The sequence below is a fragment of the Pseudomonas sp. MF4836 genome, assembly GCF_002018875.1.
In the GTDB taxonomy this organism is placed as follows: Bacteria; Pseudomonadota; Gammaproteobacteria; order Pseudomonadales; family Pseudomonadaceae; genus Aquipseudomonas.
Genome location: NZ_MVOL01000002.1, coordinates 105,723 through 120,205 on the forward strand (window position 1 = coordinate 105,723; position 14,483 = coordinate 120,205).

A 14,483-nucleotide genomic window follows, 5' to 3' on the forward strand; every position below is an offset into this window, starting at 1 on the left:
TTTTTCACCAGGAGCCGCCCATGAGCCCGTCGTACCTCGCTTCACCCACTTCGCCCCGGCGGCTCAAGCGCTTGCCGCTGGCCCTGTTGCTGGCTGGCAGCGCCAGTTGGTCCCAGGGTTGGGCGGCCGAGACCCAGGCCCCTGCCGAGAGCCCGGTACAGGCCGTGGACAAGAGCGCCGGCGGCAAGGCCAAGGCCGGCAGCGGCCAGCTGGAAACCGTCACCGTGACTGCGCGCCGCCGTGAAGAAAGCTCGCAAAGCGTGCCCACGCCCATGAGCGTGATCGGGGGCCAGGCCCTGGAGAGCCAGCGGGTGTATCGCATCCAGGATCTGCAGCAACTGGTGCCCAGCGTCAACGTCGCCTATATGCATGCGCGCCAGTCCAGCGTGTCGATCCGCGGCCTGGGCAACAACCCGGCCAGCGATGGCCTGGAAGGCAGCGTCGGGCTGTACATCGATAACGTCTACCTCGGGCGCCCGGGCATGGCGGTGTTCGACCTGATGGACATCGAGCAGCTGGAAGTCCTGCGCGGCCCGCAAGGCACGTTGTTCGGCAAGAACACCACCGCCGGGGTGATCAACATCAGCACCCGCGCGCCGAGTTTCACCCCGGAGCGCAGCATCGAGACCTCCCTCGGCGAGGACGGCTACTTCCAGACCAAGGGCACGATTTCCGGTCCGCTGACGGATGAGCTGGCGGGGCGTTTTTCCGCTTACCGCACCCGCAGCGACGGCGACATCAAGAACGAACACGACGGCCACGACTTGAACGGTGGATCGCGCCAGGGCTTTCGCGGGCAACTGCTGTACAAGCCCAGCGAGACCTTCAACCTGCGCTGGATCGGTGACTACAACGAAGAGGATTCCAGCGCCGGCACCCGGGTCCTGTACAGCACCGGGCCGACCATCAACGGCACCAATATCTACGAGTCGCGGGCCGCTGCGGCAGGCGCGACCCTGGTCAACGGCTCGCACCGCAAGGTCAACCTGGACAACGACCAGCACGTCACGGTGTTCCAGGGCGGGACCTCGCTGGAAGCCAACTGGACCCTGCCCAGTGACTTCACCCTGACCTCGGTCAGCTCCTACCGCTGGTGGAATTTCACCCCGCGCAACGACGATGGGCTCAACGTTCCGGCCAGCTACAACGCCGGGGTTTCGGTGGAAGACAAACAGTGGTCCCAGGAATTTCGCCTGGCCTCGCCCAGCGGCGGGTTCTTCGACTACGTGCTCGGCGCCTACTACTTCGGTTCCGACCTGGATAACAAATCCTTCAGCTACTACGGGCCTCAGGCGGACATCTGGAACGGCACCGCCAACGGTGCGTTGAGCAACGTCACCAGCATCGGCAACGGGCATATCCAGACCGACAGTTTTGCGTTGTTCGCCCAGGGCACCTGGCACCTCACCGAGCGCCTGGACTTCACCGCCGGTCTGCGGGGCACCTATGAAGAAAAAAGCGCCTGGGTCAGCCGCAATGCGCCGCTCGGCGGTGCCGCCGTCACCGGGGCCGCAGCCACGGCCCGACGCGGACGGGCCGGGGCCTACGACTCGGGCGACTTGAGCCAGTACAGCACCAGCCCATCGGGGCTGCTCAATCTGAGCTACCGCTTCACCGATGATGTGCTGGGCTACGCCACCCTGTCCCACGGCGAGAAATCCGGCGGGGTCAACCTGGCGGTGGGCTCGGCGCCGACCGCCGGTGCCGACTCGCTGCTGATCGGCACCGAGCGCGCGAACAACGCCGAACTGGGTTTCAAAAGCACACTCTGGGAGCGTCGCCTGCAACTCAACGCCAACCTGTTTTGGACCCAGGTCAACGGCTACCAGACCAACGCCTACGACTATGGCAACCGCGTGCAATACCTGACCAACGCCGGTTCGGTGCGCTCGCGTGGGGTGGAAGTCGAAAGCACGCTGATTCCGCTGCGGGGCCTGACCCTCAACCTCAACGGCTCTTACAACGATGTGCGGTACCTGTCCTACAAGGATGCGCCGTGCCCGCCTGAAGTCAGCCTGCGCCCGGGCGCCCCGGCCTCATGCGACCTCAGCGGCCACCAGGTGGTCGGCGCCTCGAAATGGATCGGCAACGCCAACGGCGAATACAAATGGAACCTGGATAACGGCCTCGAAGAGTACGTCACCGCCAGTTATGCGTTCCGTTCCAAGGCGGTAGGCACCGTCGAGGATTCCGAGTACGGGCAGATCCCCAGTTACGCAGTGGTCAACCTTTCCACCGGCCTGCGCGGCAACTACGAGCAGGGCCAGTGGGACGTTTCACTGTGGCTGAAAAACGCCTTCGACAAGACCTACTACACCACCCTCTGGACCGGCGGTAACGGCGGTTACGAAGGCCTGCTGGGGACGCCGCGGACCTTGGGCGTGACCGGTCGCTACGACTTCTGATTGCCGACTTTCCGCTACGCCGCGCCGGGTGTTCCGGCGCCCATGAACTTGAACAGGAGTTCCACCATGTTGCGTGCCACCGTCGCTTTGCCGCTGTTGTTGATGTTCAGTGCCGGCGCTTTCGCCACCCCCAGCGTCTACCCCACCGGGGTTACTCGCTACGACCCGGCCAAGGCCTATAACCAGTACGTGATTTTCAGCGGCGCCGACAAGCAGACGCACCTGATCGACATGAACGGCAATCAGGTCAAGACCTGGCCCCAGGCCGGCTTTCCCTCGGCGATCATCGACCCGCACCTGGTGGGTGGCGAACGTGGCCGGGTGCTGCTGCAACTGAGTGACAAGGCTCCGGGCCCGCTCGGCTCGGCCGGCAATGGCCTGGGTAACCAGAGCGTCGGCGAGCTGGACTGGGACGGCAAGGTGGTCTGGCAATGGGGCGACAAGGCGCCCGGCGGCGCGGCCCAGCAGCATCACGATCAGCGGCGGTTGAGCAATGGCAACACCCTGGTGCTGGCGAACAAGGTGCACAAGGTGGCGGGGTTCAAGGTGCCCGAGGTGATCGACGATGTGATCTATGAAGTCAGCCCCGACGGCCAGGTCAAATGGCAGTGGCTGGCGTCCGAACACCTCAAGGAATTTGGCTTCACGCCCGAGCAGTTGAAGCTGGTGCGGGCCAGTAAAGACCCGGACTACCTGCATATCAACAACCTCAGCGTGGTCGGGCCCAATCGCTGGTTCGATGCCGGGGATAAACGCTTTGCTCCGGACAACCTGCTGCTGGATTCTCGCAACGCCAATTTCATCGCCATTATCGACAAGCACAGCGGCAAGGTGGTGTGGCGCCTGGGACCGAACCTGCCGACCCTGAGCCCGAAAACCGCCGGGCAAGTGCCGCGTCCGGTGGACCAGTTTGTCGGCCAGCATGACGCCCATATCATCCCCGCCGGTTTGCCAGGAGCGGGCAACCTGCTGGTGTTCGACAACCAGGGCACGGCCGGTTACCCCTCGGTGCCCCTGGGGCTGATCTCCGGGTCACGGGTGCTGGAGATCGATCCGCTGACGCAGCAGATCGTCTGGCAGTACAGCGCGGCCAGTTCCAGGCAGCCGGGCTGGGCGTTCTACAGCTCGTTCATCAGCAGCGCCCGGCGTTTGCCCAACGGCAATACCTTGATCGATGAGGGCATGAACGGTCGTTTCTTCCAGGTCACCCGCAGCGGGGAAAACGTCTGGGAGTACGTCAGCCCTTACCTGGGCAAGGCCCCGGGCAGCGACGCCGTGAGCAACTGGGTGTACCGCGCATTGCCGGTCAGCTACGACTGGGTGCCCAAGGACACCCCGCGCTCTGAAACCGCCGTCATCGCCCCCACTCTGTAGCCGCTGCCGCTAAGCTCGGGCCGCGTTCCGACGCAGCCCGTCATGGGCGCGGTGATTTTTCAGACCGCGCCGTCGTCGTGGTAGGCCTTGATGTTGATGACCTCCAGGCTTCGGGCGCGGCAGTTGAGTTTGCAGTGGGGGCCGATCTCCAGCTGGACGTAGTGATAGCTATCGTGCCGGGTCACCGTGATGTTCAGTGCGCCGTAGAAGTTGAAGTCGATCATTTCAACGTCGCTGACGGCGCTTAACAACAGGTCGAAGCCGTAGGCGTTGTACTGCCTTTCGTGCCATTTGCTCGGGTAACCGTCGCCGATGATCTGGCCGATCACTTTGATCCAGACCCCGTTGTCCCTGAACATCACGTAGTCCACGCTCAGGTGGCGAAGGGTGTTGGGGTCGGTAAACACGGCTTGCCACTGAGGGTGGTTGGCCAGAAAAGCAGTCCACATGGATGAAGCCTCACAGCGATTGAAGGGGGCAGCGCGCGTCCGCGCTCACCAGGGCCAGGGCTCTTCGCGATAGAACACCGGCGGCGTCAAGAGCGGGTGCACCTGGCCGAGGCAGTGTTCGAGCGCATGCTGGTCCGGGAAGCGCAGCACCAGGCCGATGACGGGTTGGTCCTGGAAAGAAAGCACCAGCATGTGCTGCTTTTGATCGTGGATCACCAGGTTGAACCCACTCCAGGGTGAAACAGTGCGTTTGACTTCGTTTTTCCAGCTCAGCAACCGCAACGCTGCCATCGCAGCCATGGCCGCCGGCCCGAGCAGGAACAGCAACGAGCCGGTGAACACGGCGACCGCGAAAAACAACAACAGAACGACCAGTGCCGTGCCACGAAACATCGGCGCCGCCCAGTCCGGGAAGTACAGGTACTGTTCGACCTCGACACCGTCGGTGGTCAGGCGGTAATTGAATACGGTCTTTTGCCGGACCATCATCAGCATCGCGAAAAACAGGCCGTACACGATGCAATAAATCGCGATCAGGCTGTCCAGGTTCTCGCGAATGCTGCCCCACATGCTCCAGGTCACGCCCAGGCAGATGGCACTGGCGATGACCATCAGCACGATGGGCCCCAGGACAATGTCTCTCCTGGGTTGTTTGATGGCCTTGATCGACCAGGCTGCCAGCTCACGCCCGGTCAGTACCGGGGGAGCGGGATCAGGTGTTGCTTCGGGTTGGGTCGAGACCATGGACAGTGCTCTTGCGGTGAAAAGGGCGCAGGCCGTGGACTATTCGCGCCACAACTGAACGAACCCCGGAAAATGCGCAGCCACCCAGTGGCTGCGTCGGGCGTCGGTGTCGAACAACGCGACTGCGACCGAAGGGCTGTTGAAGTCCAGGCAGATCAACCAGCCACCGGCATCGCGAGCGATGGGCAGGTAGCCGGCAGGGAGCCCGGGCACGCGTTGGGCGTACCAGAGGAGGGAGTAGGGCTGGGCTTGGGCGCTGAAGGTGAAGAATTCACTGATGCAGGTTTCGCCGAGGTCGTAACTGAAGCAGGAGACCTCGGGCGAGGCCGCGTCGGCGTACCTGACCAGGTCCAGATACAGCGCCGGCAACAGCACGCCCAACTGCTGTTGCACCTGGGCGATCACCGCGTCGGTGACGGTCGATCCGGGTTCGATCGCAAAACTATTCCAATCCATGGTCAGCACTGGCATCCGCTATTTGATAGGTCGACAGTGCCCGTGCGCTGCGAGCGCGGCGGGTTGCCGGGCGCGGATTGTAGGCGGGGCGCGGGGACTTGGGAAAGCCTCGCGCCTGATTGAGTCAGCGCACGGCGTGCAGTGCCGGTGCCTGCTGCGGCTCCCGGTAGCTCGCCGGGCTGAAGACTCGGGTCAGCAGCAACATGCCGAGCACGGTGGCGGTCAGCACCCACCAGGCGCTGACGAAGCTGCCGGTCAGCTCCCGCAGCCAGCCGGTCATCCACGGCGAGACGGCGTTGATCAGAAAGCCCACGCCCTGGACGAAGGCCGCCAGTTGCCCGGCGGCGCGCGGGTCGCGGCGATGATCGAGGGTGAGGATCAGGCTCAGGGCAAAACACGCCCCCAGGCCGAAGCCGATCAGGGCCACCCACACCTGTGGCGCCTGCTGCGGCCACAGCACCAAGCCGACGTAGCCCACGGCTTGGGCGCTGAGGCTGATGCCCAACAGAGGACGACGGTCGCTGCTGCGTTGGGCCAGGGCCGGCATCAACAGCGCGGCGAGCACCTGGAAGATCGTCATGAACGCCAGCAATGAACCGCTTTGGGTGGCGCTCCAGCCTTGTTGCAGGTAGTAGGCCGGAAGCCAGGCCACCATGCTCATGTAGCCGCAGTTGATCAGGCCGAAATACAGCGCCAGCAGCCAGGCTCGACGGTTGCCCCAGAGGCGGCTGGCGCTGGCCGCCAACTGCGGATTGCGCGCGGCGCCCAGGGGCACGCACAACCACAGCAGCAACGCGGCCATGGCCGGCAGCAACCACACGCCGAGTCCGGCCTGCCAATGGGCAAAGTGCCCGGCCACCACCGGGCTGAGCAGGGCCGCCAGGCCGCCGCCACCCATCAGCGACGCCGAATACACGCCCATGGCCAGGGCCACCCGCTGCTGGAACTGGCGCTTGATCAGCGCCGGCACCAGGGCCTGGATCAAGGCCACGCCGGCTCCGCCCAACAGCGCGGTGGCCAGGAGCGCCGGCGCCTGACCGATCAACAGCCGGGCCAGGCATGCCAGCAGAATCAGCATCAATCCCAGCGCGACCCCTCGACGTTCCCCCAGGCGTGCTTCGAGGCGCACCCCGAGCAGCGCCACCAGGCCCATGCAAATCACCGGCAGGCTGGTGAGCCAGGCGCTGCTCTGGAAGCTCATGCCGGTGGCTGCGCGGATCTCGCCCAGCAGCGGGCTGATGGAGCTGAGGATCGGCCGCAGGTTCAGGCCCAGGGCAACCAGCAGCGCCCAGCCGCCCAGCTGGTTCAGGCGCGGTTTAGTGAGGGTCATGGCGCGCTTTCCAGTCCTGATAAATACCGGCCATCGCGGCTTGTGGCAGGTGCTCGACGGGCAGGCGCTGCTCGCTCAAAGGCAGGGCCAGTTCGGCGTAGAGGGCGGCGGTGGACAGGCCAAATGCCTCGGCCTGCTCGTTGGCCGCTGCGAACACCGCCCGCGACACCCCGCACAGGTACATGGCGCTCAGGCACATAGGGCAGGGCTGGCCGCTGGCGTAGATCACGCATCCCTCCAGACGCGGGCCGAGCTGGCGGCTGGCGCTGCGGATGGCCAGGAGTTCGGCGTGGGCGGTGGGGTCCTGGTCGAGGTGGATCCGGTTCACCGTTTCTGCCAGTACCTGGCCGTCGCGCACCAGCACCGCGCCGAACGGCCGGCCGCCTTGTTCGACGTTGCGCCGAGCCAGTTCGACGGCGCGTTGCAGGTAGTGCTGATCGTTATTCATGGTTCGATTCCTTGTGCGGTTTCACGATGCGCCGGCGTCGCGCAGCAGTTTGACGATAGCGCTCTGGCCCCGTTGTTCGGCCAGGCGCAACGGGCGGATGCCGGAGCGGTCCGGCAGGTCGAGGTCGGCGCCGGCGGCGATCAATTGCGCGACGATGTCCTGGTGCGCCGGCCCGCCGTCGGCCAGCACGATGGCTTCGATCAGGCAGGTCCAGCCCAGGCGGTTGACGTGGTTGAGGTCGGTCCCGGCCTTGATCAGCAAGGCCACGGTGGCGGCATGCCCGCGCTCGCAGGCCGGGATCAGGGCGGTGCCGCCGTAGCGGTTGGTGCTCTGCAGGTCGGCGCCGTGGGCCAGGGTCAGTTGCAGGATTTCATTGCGGCCGCTGGCGCCGGCCAACAGGTAGGCGCTGTCCTGGATCAGGTTTTTCTGGTTCACGTCGGCCCCGGCTTCGATCAGGGCCCGGGCGATGTCGATCTGGTTGGCCTGGGTCGCCAGCAGCAGCGCATTGCTGCCGTCCAGTGCCCGGGCGTTGACGTTCACGCCTTGCTCGAGCAGGTCCTGCACAGCGTGCAGTTGCCCGCTGCGCACCGCGTCGAGCAGGGCCTGGTCGTTGCCCTGGGCATACCCGGCCAGCAACAGGCCGCCCGCCAGGATGCCGCGCTTGAGCGATACCTTGAGTGCCATGTGAACCTCCGTTGAAGGTCAATAGAGGGGGGAGTATGGTCAGCGCCCAAGGTATTCTGAAATTAAATATAACCATGCCAAGCAGTGGCATCAGGAATGGTTGGGCCAATGTTCGATCCCGTGTTGTTGCGCAGTTTTGTCGCGGTTGCCGATTGCCAGAACTTCACCCGCGCTGCCGAACGCCTGCACCTGACCCAGTCCACCGTCAGCCAGCAAGTACGGCGGCTGGAGGAGGGCCTGGGTTGCCAGCTGCTCGACCGTGACCAGCGCCGGGTGGTGGCGACTGCCGAAGGTGAGCGGCTGCTGGCCTACGCCCGGCGCATCCTGGCCCTGCATGCGGAAGCCGCCGATGTCTTGATCCATCAACAAAGCGAGGGCGTGTTGCGCCTCGGGGTGCCCGAGGATTTCGCCGCCGAACGCCTGATGCCGCTGTTGTCGAGCTTTGGCCGCGACTATCCGGGGGTGCGCCTGGAGGTGACCAGCGGCCTGGGCCCCGAGTTGCGCCGGCAATACCAGCGCGGCGAGTTCGACCTGTTGCTGGTCAAGCAGATGGGCCACAGCGACGACTGCCTGGCCTCGTGGCCGGAGCCTTTGTGCTGGGTCGACAGCCTCGCCAGCCCGGCGTTTGGTCGCGACCCGCTGCCGCTGGTGGCGTTTCCGGTGGGCGGTTTGTATCGCCAGGAAATGCTCCAGCACCTGGAAGCGGGCGGTTGGCGTTGGCGCATTGGTTATTCCAGCGCGAGCCTGGCCAGTGTCTGTGCGGCGGTGGCCGCCGGTCTTGGCATCAGCCTGCTGCCGGTACGGGTGGTGGGCGCCGGGCATCGGGTTCTGGAAGCGGCCAGCGGCTTGCCGAATATCCAGGGCGTGCGCCTGGCGCTGTATGGCAACAGCGGCCTGAGTCGCGCCGGCAAGGCCCTGCAAAGCCAGTTGCGGGACCTGTGCGAGAGCCACCAGTTGCAGCCCTGAAGGGCTTGGCGCGTCATTCTGGCGCGCGAAAACCATGCCTTTAGCGAATATTTTTCATGCCTGTAAAGCATCGAGTTTTTGCTCCTGGGCGCAAACCCTTGGTGCACGGGGCTTTGCCGAGGGTGGTCGGTTCTTATATTCCTGTTCGGTCTATTCATAACCTTAAAGATTACTTTAAGAGATAAGCCTCAAGCGCCAATCATTCAGCCCTCGACGCCGCCGCGCGGGGGAAACAAGGCGCGGCTGTCGGGTTATTCGCAAAAGACCGTAGGGAGTAAATCAATGGGCAATGTCCAGACCGCCGCCAGTGCTCAAGAGGTGCTTTGGCGCCAGGCACCGAGCGGTGAGTTGGTCGACCTCGGCCGGCCGCACCGCCTGCCCTTGGGCCAACTGCGTCTGCAGAAGACGCCCAAGGGTGTGCTGCGCCGGCGTGAGGCGATCCTGCTCGGGATCTTCGCCCTGGCGCTGCACGGTGCGGTGATCTACTGGGTGAGCCAGAAGCCGACCCCGGTGTTGCCGATCGTGCCGCCGGAAATTCCGCCGATGACCATCGAATTTTCACGCCCGGCACCGCCGGTGGTCGAGCCGCCGCCACCGCAGCCGGTGCAGCCCGTGGTTGAGCCACCGCCTCCGGTAGAGGACGAATTGGCGGTCAAGCCGCCACCGCCCAAGCCGGTGCCCAAACCCAAGCCGAAACCGGTGCCCAAGCCTGAACCCAAGCCGGCTCCGAAACCGGTCCAGCAACCGCCAGCGCCGGCCCAGCCTGCGGCCCCGGTTGCCGCTCCGGCACCGCCCGCGCCACCGGCTCCGGCCCCCGTGACTCCCGCGTCGGCCAACGCCGCGTACTTAAAGAACCCGGCGCCGGAATACCCGTCGCTGGCCCAGCGTCGCGGTTGGGAAGGCACGGTGTTGCTGCGAGTGCATGTACTGGCCAGCGGCAAGCCGGGGGAAATCCAGATTCAGAAAAGCAGCGGTCGCCAGCAACTCGACGATGCGGCGCTGACCGCGGTGAAGCGCTGGAGCTTCGTCCCGGCCAAGCAGGGTGATGTCGCCCAGGACGGCTGGGTCAGCGTGCCCATCGACTTCAAGATTCATTGATCCGGTGTGCCGCGCACACCGCTATCGCCGGCCAGCCGGCTCCAACATTCGCGCTAAACGCTTACACAGAGGGACTACATCATGACGTTACTGGCATCTCCACTCGAATCCATCGAAAGCGCGGTGATCTGGCTGTTGGTGGTTTTTTCCGTCGCCACCTGGGGCCTGGCTTTGCTCAAGGGCGTGCAGTTCGCCCGCCTCAAGGCCCAGGATCGCAAGTTCCACAAACAGTTCTGGGCCGCCTCCAGCCTGGACTCGGCGGCTGAACTGGCAGAAACCCAGCCCGGCGCGGCGGCCCGCGTGGCTCAGGCCGGTTATGCGGCGATCCAGGTGGGCGAGGCGCCACAGGCCACCGACCTGAGCCAGGCGATCAACCACCAGGACCGCCTGGAACGTGCCTTGCGCCAGCAGATCGTGCGTGAGCGCCGTTCCCTGGAAACCGGCCTGGCCGTGGTTGCCAGTATCGGCAGCACCTCGCCTTTCATCGGCTTGTTCGGCACCGTGTGGGGCATCATGGAAGCCCTCAAAGGCATCAGTGCCGCCGGCTCCGCCAGCCTGGAAACCGTGGCCGGCCCGATCGGCGCGGCACTGGTCGCCACCGGCGTTGGGATCGCGGTCGCGGTGCCTGCGGTGCTGGTCTACAACTACTTCCTGCGCCGCCTGAAACTGACCGCCGCCGACCTCGATGACTTCGCCCATGACTTCTACAGCCTGGCGCAGAAGAGCTCGTTCCGCGTGCTGATCCACCCGGCCGCGCACAAGTCCGTGGCCCAGGGCAGCGCGCAGAAAGTGAAGGAGGCGTCCTGATATGGCCTTTTCCACCCAAGACAGCGATGAGGTCCTGAGCGAGATCAACGTCACGCCGCTGGTCGACGTGATGCTGGTGCTGCTGGTGGTGTTTATCGTCACCGCGCCGCTGCTGACCAACGCTATCCCGATCAACCTGCCCAAGACCGAGGCCGTGGCCCCGGTCGAGCAGAAAGACCCGCTGGTGGTGAGCATCGACGGCAGCGGCAAACTCTTTATCAACAAGGATGAGATCCAGCCCGATCTGCTGGAATTCAACCTCCAGGCAGCCAAAGCCAAAGACCCGGAAGTGCGCGTGCAACTGCAGGCGGACGACGGGGTGAACTACGGCGAAGTGGCGCGAGCCATGGCCTCCATCGAGCGTGCGGGCATCACCAAGCTGTCGGTGATCACCGCGCGCTGAACCCGAGCAACACACCACGACTTTTCAGGCCGTCTCCTTGGCAGGGTGCGGCCTTTTTTTATGCCTGGGGGGTTTGGTTGTGAGTCTGGCAGATGCTGCGCGGCGTCCCTGCTGGCCAGCGTAGCCTGCGGCAGCGGCTACAACGCCGGTAGCCGCTGCCGAGCCTGCGCTGGCCCTGTACGGCACCCATCTTCCACCTGGCTACTGGCCATTCCCCACCCCACAACCCGCAGCAATGAATCGGATTTCTAATATTCTTTATAGGTCTTAATAAATAGCTTCTTATTCCTTAACGAATATAAAACTACTCCCTATACTCGTTCGGGAACAGACACGCAGCAGGAGAGTTCCCCATGCGCAACGAATCAATTCGCTACCTGATTGTGCCGGGCTGGCAAGGATCGCCAGAAGATCATTGGCAAAGCCATTGGCAGAACAGTCTGCCGAACAGTGCGCGGGTGGAGCAGGCCGATTGGCTGACGCCGCGCCGTGAAGATTGGGTCGCGGCCCTGGCCGAGGCGATTGCTGCCGACAGCACGCCGGTGATCCTGATTGCCCACAGCCTGGGTTGCATCACCGTGGCCCATTGGGCGGCCCATGCGCCGGTGGCGGCGCTGCGCCAGGTGCGTGGTGCGCTGCTGGTGGCGCCCGCGGATGTGGAGCGCCCGGCGTGCGCGCCGGCGCTGCGTAATTTTTCACCGATCCCGACCGACCTGCTGCCGTTCCCGAGCCAGGTGGTCAGCTCCGACAACGACAGCGCCGTAAGTGCCCCGCGTGCCCTCGAACTGGCCCGCAACTGGGGCGCCGAAGCCGGGATTCTGTCCGGTGCCGGGCATATCAACGTCAAGTCCGGTCATCTGCGCTGGGAGCAGGGTTTCGCTTACCTGTATCGCCTGCAAAACCGCATGGAACAGCACGCCCTGCGTCGCGCCTGAATTCTTTCTTTTTGTTAAACGCCCCCGCCCCATGGCGGTTTTGGGCGGGAGCCTGCCATGAGTTTGCATGAGTCTTTCGGTCAGCCCCTGCTGACCTTTCCCGACGCCGAAAAGAGCCCGCTGAGCATTCGCGCCAAGGCCCTGGTGTTTGTCGATCCGCGTTCGCGGCAATTGCGTCATGAGCTGGAGCAACTGGCGCCGCGTTCGGTCTCGGTGCTGATCCGGGGTGAAACCGGCAGCGGCAAGGAGCTGCTGGCCCGACACATCCACCGTGCCAGTGATCGCGGTGGCCTGTTTGTATCGGTCAACTGCGGCGCCATCAGCCCGACCTACGCCGATGCCGAGCTGTTCGGTTATGCCGGCGGCAGTTTCAGCGGATCGGCCAGCAGCCGCGCCGGCTGGTTCGGCTCGGCCAACGGCGGAACCCTGTACCTGGACGAGATCGGCGATTTGCCGCTGCCGATCCAGATCAAGCTGCTGGCGGCCCTGGAGAACCACGAGGTGACCCGGGTGGGCGCCCATCAACCGAGCCCGGTGGATGTTCGCCTGGTGGCGGCCACCAGCATCGACCTGGCCCAGGCAGTGGCGGCCGGCAAGTTCCACGAGCGGCTGTACCGCTACCTCGGCGAAGGCCAACTGGACCTGCCGGCGCTGCGGGATCGGGTCGGCGACATCGAATCCCTGGCCGAGTACTTTCTCGGCATCTACAGCCAGCGCCTGGACCTGCCGGTGCCACTGATCAGCGAGGCCGCCCAGCAGGTACTTGAGCAGCACAGTTGGCCGGGCAATACCCGCGAACTGGAGAACGTCATTCACTTTGCCCTGCTGGTGAGCAGTGGCGACGAGATCCTGCCGGAGCACCTGAACCTGCCGGCGGCGCCATCGCCCCTGGAGCAGGTGCGGCAGTTGGTGCAGCGCATCAGTGAGCGTGGCACGGCGGCTGATCGCGAGGCGCTGAAGAGTCTTCTGCCCCGGTAAAGCCGGCGCCTGCCAGGGTTTGCAGGCGCGCAAGCGTCTGCGCTGAGCCTTCCAGGCTGTATGAACGAAATGGAATAACAACGTGAATAAAAGATATTGTTAGGGAATAAAAAATCTCGGTATCTTCCGCTCCACGCCAGCGATAGCACTTCACTGGCACTCTCATTGAAGCCGTCGTTCACGACACATTAAGGACACTGCATGAAAAAGGTTCTGTTGTTCACCGCACTGGCGGCAGCTCTGACCGCGGGCCTGGCCCAGGCTGGCGAGAAACTGGTCGTCGCCGCAACGCCGGTGCCCCACGCCGAGATCCTCGAGCTGATCAAGCCGACACTGGCCAAAGAAGGCGTGGACCTGGAAATCAAGGTCTTCACCGACTATGTCCAGCCCAACGTCCAGGTTGACCAGAAGCGTCTGGATGCCAACTACTTCCAGACCCTGCCCTACCTGAAAAGCTTCAACGAAGGCAAAGGCACGAATCTGGTGACCGTGATCGGCGTGCACGTCGAACCGTTCGGCGGCTACTCGAAGAAAGTCAAAACCCTGGCCGAGCTCAAGGACGGCGCGACCATTGCCATCCCTAACGAAGGCAGCAACAGCGGCCGTGCCCTGATCCTGCTGCAGAAAGCCGGCCTGATCGAGCTCAAGGACCCGAAAAACGCCCTGGCCACGCCAAAAGACATCGCCAAGAACCCGCACAACTTCAAGTTCAAGGAACTGGAATCCGCCATGCTGCCGCGGGTGCTGGATCAGGTTGACCTGGACATGATCAACACCAACTACGCGCTGGAAGCTGGCCTGAACCCAGCCAAGGACGCGCTGGTGATTGAAGGCGCCGATTCGCCCTACGTGAACTTCCTGGTAGCGCGTCCGGACAACAAGGACAGTGTTGCGATCCAGAAGCTGGCCAAAGCCCTGACCAGCCCTGAAGTCAAAGCCTTCATCGAGAAGAAATACAGCGGCGCCGTATTGCCGGCGTTCTGATCGACTACGCTGATGGAGTAGCAAACCCCTTCAAGGTTTAAACGCCGACGGCTCCCACAGCGTCGGCGTTTTTTATTGCCCGCTGGAAGGCGTGGTCGCCATCACCGGCTGCGCGGCAAATGAAAGGGTCGGGCAACCGGCCTGCATCGCCCGGCGCAGGGCGGTCAGCCATTTCAGCAGGTCGTGGGGATCGAGGGGCTGCGGGGTGTTGGCATCGGCCATGGTCAACGTCCTTGTGCGGCTGATGGGCAGCCTGGGCTGCGTCTCCTTGAGGCGCACCGGGGCAAAAGACACCCCGGCGTCCACGGCGGAAACGGTAGACCCTCGGCGCCAGCCCGGCAAATTCGCGGGTTAGTTTTTTGGGTGATATCAATATGCTTTAACGGTATTTAAATTCTCGTTTTTATACCTTTAAAGTCGGT

Annotated in this window: 16 protein-coding genes; 9 read left to right on the forward strand and 7 right to left on the reverse strand. The window is 64.1% G+C overall.

Annotated elements, in window-relative coordinates:
- Positions 1–20 precede the first annotated feature (20 nt).
- Positions 21–2,405: a TonB-dependent receptor gene (locus MF4836_RS03855; RefSeq protein WP_078469232.1), complete on the forward strand. Its 2,385-nt coding sequence runs from the start codon at positions 21–23 to the stop codon at positions 2,403–2,405.
- Between the two features lie 66 nt (positions 2,406–2,471).
- Complete coding sequence (locus MF4836_RS03860; RefSeq protein ID WP_078469233.1) at positions 2,472–3,779, forward strand: aryl-sulfate sulfotransferase; 1,308 nt, start codon at positions 2,472–2,474, stop codon at positions 3,777–3,779.
- Between the two features lie 59 nt (positions 3,780–3,838).
- Here MF4836_RS03860 and MF4836_RS03865 read toward each other — a convergent pair whose 3' ends face one another.
- The 6 genes from MF4836_RS03865 to MF4836_RS03895 form a co-directional block, all read right to left on the reverse strand.
- Positions 3,839–4,228 carry an Imm50 family immunity protein gene (locus MF4836_RS03865; RefSeq protein WP_078469234.1) on the reverse strand — a complete coding sequence of 130 codons (390 nt, stop codon included), beginning with the start codon at positions 4,226–4,228 and terminating at the stop codon, positions 3,839–3,841.
- Positions 4,229–4,273: 45 nt separating this feature from the next.
- Positions 4,274–4,972: a hypothetical protein gene (locus MF4836_RS03870; RefSeq protein WP_153050187.1), complete on the reverse strand. Its 699-nt coding sequence runs from the start codon at positions 4,970–4,972 to the stop codon at positions 4,274–4,276.
- Between the two features lie 39 nt (positions 4,973–5,011).
- Positions 5,012–5,428 (reverse strand): SMI1/KNR4 family protein, encoded by a 417-nt coding sequence (locus MF4836_RS03880; protein ID WP_238596123.1) that lies wholly within the window; start codon positions 5,426–5,428, stop codon positions 5,012–5,014.
- A 124-nt stretch (positions 5,429–5,552) separates the two neighbouring features.
- Positions 5,553–6,758, reverse strand: coding sequence for a CynX/NimT family MFS transporter (locus MF4836_RS03885; RefSeq protein WP_078469238.1), 1,206 nt, complete (start codon positions 6,756–6,758; stop codon positions 5,553–5,555).
- On the reverse strand, positions 6,745–7,206 hold the full coding sequence (locus tag MF4836_RS03890) for a nucleoside deaminase (protein ID WP_078469239.1): 462 nt from the start codon (positions 7,204–7,206) through the stop codon (positions 6,745–6,747). The genes MF4836_RS03885 and MF4836_RS03890 overlap by 14 nt, the downstream gene beginning before the upstream one ends.
- 21 nt (positions 7,207–7,227) lie before the next feature.
- Positions 7,228–7,890, reverse strand: coding sequence for an ankyrin repeat domain-containing protein (locus MF4836_RS03895; RefSeq protein WP_078469240.1), 663 nt, complete (start codon positions 7,888–7,890; stop codon positions 7,228–7,230).
- Positions 7,891–7,998: 108 nt separating this feature from the next.
- Here MF4836_RS03895 and MF4836_RS03900 point away from each other — a divergent pair, with 108 nt between their 5' ends.
- The 7 genes from MF4836_RS03900 (at position 7,999) to MF4836_RS03930 (ending at position 14,061) form a co-directional block, all read left to right on the forward strand.
- The gene (locus tag MF4836_RS03900) at positions 7,999–8,856 is read left to right on the forward strand and encodes a LysR family transcriptional regulator (RefSeq protein ID WP_078469241.1); all 858 of its coding nucleotides are present in this window, start codon (positions 7,999–8,001) and stop codon (positions 8,854–8,856) included.
- A gap of 282 nt (positions 8,857–9,138) precedes the next feature.
- On the forward strand, positions 9,139–9,954 hold the full coding sequence (locus tag MF4836_RS03905; RefSeq protein ID WP_078469242.1) for an energy transducer TonB: 816 nt from the start codon (positions 9,139–9,141) through the stop codon (positions 9,952–9,954).
- Positions 9,955–10,035: 81 nt separating this feature from the next.
- Positions 10,036–10,761 (forward strand): MotA/TolQ/ExbB proton channel family protein, encoded by a 726-nt coding sequence (locus MF4836_RS03910; protein ID WP_078469243.1) that lies wholly within the window; start codon positions 10,036–10,038, stop codon positions 10,759–10,761.
- A gap of 1 nt (position 10,762) precedes the next feature.
- On the forward strand, positions 10,763–11,164 hold the full coding sequence (locus MF4836_RS03915; protein WP_078469244.1) for an ExbD/TolR family protein: 402 nt from the start codon (positions 10,763–10,765) through the stop codon (positions 11,162–11,164).
- A gap of 353 nt (positions 11,165–11,517) precedes the next feature.
- Positions 11,518–12,099 carry an alpha/beta hydrolase gene (locus MF4836_RS03920; RefSeq protein WP_078469245.1) on the forward strand — a complete coding sequence of 194 codons (582 nt, stop codon included), beginning with the start codon at positions 11,518–11,520 and terminating at the stop codon, positions 12,097–12,099.
- A gap of 57 nt (positions 12,100–12,156) precedes the next feature.
- Positions 12,157–13,077, forward strand: coding sequence for a sigma 54-interacting transcriptional regulator (locus tag MF4836_RS03925; protein ID WP_078469246.1), 921 nt, complete (start codon positions 12,157–12,159; stop codon positions 13,075–13,077).
- Positions 13,078–13,278: 201 nt separating this feature from the next.
- Entirely contained in the window at positions 13,279–14,061 is a 783-nt protein-coding gene (locus MF4836_RS03930; RefSeq protein ID WP_010464830.1) for a MetQ/NlpA family ABC transporter substrate-binding protein, read from the forward strand.
- Between the two features lie 72 nt (positions 14,062–14,133).
- Here MF4836_RS03930 and MF4836_RS35475 read toward each other — a convergent pair whose 3' ends face one another.
- Positions 14,134–14,283, reverse strand: a complete 150-nt coding sequence (locus MF4836_RS35475) for a hypothetical protein (RefSeq protein ID WP_178102911.1) — start codon at positions 14,281–14,283, stop codon at positions 14,134–14,136.
- Positions 14,284–14,483 lie beyond the last annotated feature (200 nt).

Excerpts from the sequence above, each read along its gene's own strand:
- MF4836_RS03855 (WP_078469232.1), top strand. The coding sequence starts at position 21 with ATGAGCCCGTCGTACCTCGCTTCACCCACTTCGCCCCGGCGGCTCAAG.
- MF4836_RS03860 (WP_078469233.1), top strand. The coding sequence starts at position 2,472 with ATGTTGCGTGCCACCGTCGCTTTGCCGCTGTTGTTGATGTTCAGTGCC.
- MF4836_RS03865 (WP_078469234.1), bottom strand. The coding sequence starts at position 4,228 with ATGTGGACTGCTTTTCTGGCCAACCACCCTCAGTGGCAAGCCGTGTTT.
- MF4836_RS03870 (WP_153050187.1), bottom strand. The coding sequence starts at position 4,972 with ATGGTCTCGACCCAACCCGAAGCAACACCTGATCCCGCTCCCCCGGTA.
- MF4836_RS03880 (WP_238596123.1), bottom strand. The coding sequence starts at position 5,428 with ATGGATTGGAATAGTTTTGCGATCGAACCCGGATCGACCGTCACCGAC.
- MF4836_RS03885 (WP_078469238.1), bottom strand. The coding sequence starts at position 6,758 with ATGACCCTCACTAAACCGCGCCTGAACCAGCTGGGCGGCTGGGCGCTG.
- MF4836_RS03890 (WP_078469239.1), bottom strand. The coding sequence starts at position 7,206 with ATGAATAACGATCAGCACTACCTGCAACGCGCCGTCGAACTGGCTCGG.
- MF4836_RS03895 (WP_078469240.1), bottom strand. The coding sequence starts at position 7,890 with ATGGCACTCAAGGTATCGCTCAAGCGCGGCATCCTGGCGGGCGGCCTG.
- MF4836_RS03900 (WP_078469241.1), top strand. The coding sequence starts at position 7,999 with ATGTTCGATCCCGTGTTGTTGCGCAGTTTTGTCGCGGTTGCCGATTGC.
- MF4836_RS03905 (WP_078469242.1), top strand. The coding sequence starts at position 9,139 with ATGGGCAATGTCCAGACCGCCGCCAGTGCTCAAGAGGTGCTTTGGCGC.
- MF4836_RS03910 (WP_078469243.1), top strand. The coding sequence starts at position 10,036 with ATGACGTTACTGGCATCTCCACTCGAATCCATCGAAAGCGCGGTGATC.
- MF4836_RS03915 (WP_078469244.1), top strand. The coding sequence starts at position 10,763 with ATGGCCTTTTCCACCCAAGACAGCGATGAGGTCCTGAGCGAGATCAAC.
- MF4836_RS03920 (WP_078469245.1), top strand. The coding sequence starts at position 11,518 with ATGCGCAACGAATCAATTCGCTACCTGATTGTGCCGGGCTGGCAAGGA.
- MF4836_RS03925 (WP_078469246.1), top strand. The coding sequence starts at position 12,157 with ATGAGTTTGCATGAGTCTTTCGGTCAGCCCCTGCTGACCTTTCCCGAC.
- MF4836_RS03930 (WP_010464830.1), top strand. The coding sequence starts at position 13,279 with ATGAAAAAGGTTCTGTTGTTCACCGCACTGGCGGCAGCTCTGACCGCG.
- MF4836_RS35475 (WP_178102911.1), bottom strand. The coding sequence starts at position 14,283 with ATGGCCGATGCCAACACCCCGCAGCCCCTCGATCCCCACGACCTGCTG.